1 protein-coding gene is annotated in these 1,110 nt (G+C 64.7%); it reads left to right on the forward strand.

Annotated elements, in window-relative coordinates; genetic code table 11:
• Positions 1–116: 116 nt before the first annotated feature.
• A partial coding sequence (locus FFS56_RS20375) for an IS481 family transposase (protein ID WP_137772344.1) occupies positions 117–1,110 on the forward strand: 994 nt, incomplete at its 3' end.

The raw sequence follows: 1,110 nt of genomic DNA on the forward strand, positions 1-1,110 counted from the left end.
TGTGATGTCCAGGGACGTTGTTTCGGCGACACGGCCGTGAAGAGCTGAGAGGTGAGGGCCTCCGGTTGTGAAGTGGAGCTGTTGAGTTCAACCGCTTCAGGAACCAGGAGGCCCTCGTGTCCCACGCTAACGCTGCCCTGACCCCACGCGCCCGGCTTCGACTGGCGCGCCTGATCGTCGAGGATCACTGGCCGCCGCAGGTCGCGGCGAAGATGTTCATGGTCTCGCCCGTGACCGCCCGGAATTGGGCGGCCAGGCTGCGCCTGGAGGGACCTGCTGGGATGGCTGATCGTTCGAGTCGCCCGCGATCGATGCCGACGAAGACCCCGCTGCCGCAGGTCAAGAAAATCGTGAAAGCGAGGTGGCGGCGGCGTCTCGGCGCGGTTCAGATCGCTGGCGAACTCGGTCTGCCCGCCTCGACCGTCCACGCGGTCCTGGTGCGCTGCCGCATCAACCGGCTCAGCCATATCGACAGGGTCAATGGGGAGCAAATCCGCCGCTACGAGCACGATCATCCCGGATCGCTGATCCACGTCGACGTCACGAAGTTCGGCAACATCCCCGACGGCGGCGGCTGGCGCTTCGTCGGCCGCGTCCAAGGCGAACGCAACCGAGAGGCCACCGCCACCCGCACCAAGAGCAGGAACCATCGTTACGAGCCGAGGCTCGGCACTGCGTTCGTGCACACCGTCATCGACGACCACTCCCGCGTCGCTTACGCCGAGATCTGCTCCGACGAGAAAGCGGACACCGCGATCGGTGTTCTCCGCCGAGCGGTGTCCTGGTTTGCCGACCGCGGTGTCACTGTCGAGCGCGTCCTCTCGGACAACGGCTCGGCCTACAAGTCTCACGCCTGGCGCGATGCCTGCATCGATCTTGGGATCACGGCGAAGAAGACCCGGCCTTACCGTCCACAAACGAATGGGAAGATCGAGCGCTTCCACCGCACCCTCGCCGACGGCTGGGCATACGCGAAGCTCTATCCCTCAGAGACTGAGCGCCGCAAAGCACTCCCGGGCTGGCTGCACTTCTACAATCATCACAGGCACCACTCCGCGATCGGAGCCCCGCCCATCAGCAGAATCGAAAACAACCTGCCTGGACATCACA

Source organism: Microbacterium sp. Beta (assembly GCF_005502545.1).
GTDB classification, from domain to species: Bacteria; Actinomycetota; Actinomycetes; order Actinomycetales; family Microbacteriaceae; genus Microbacterium; species Microbacterium oxydans.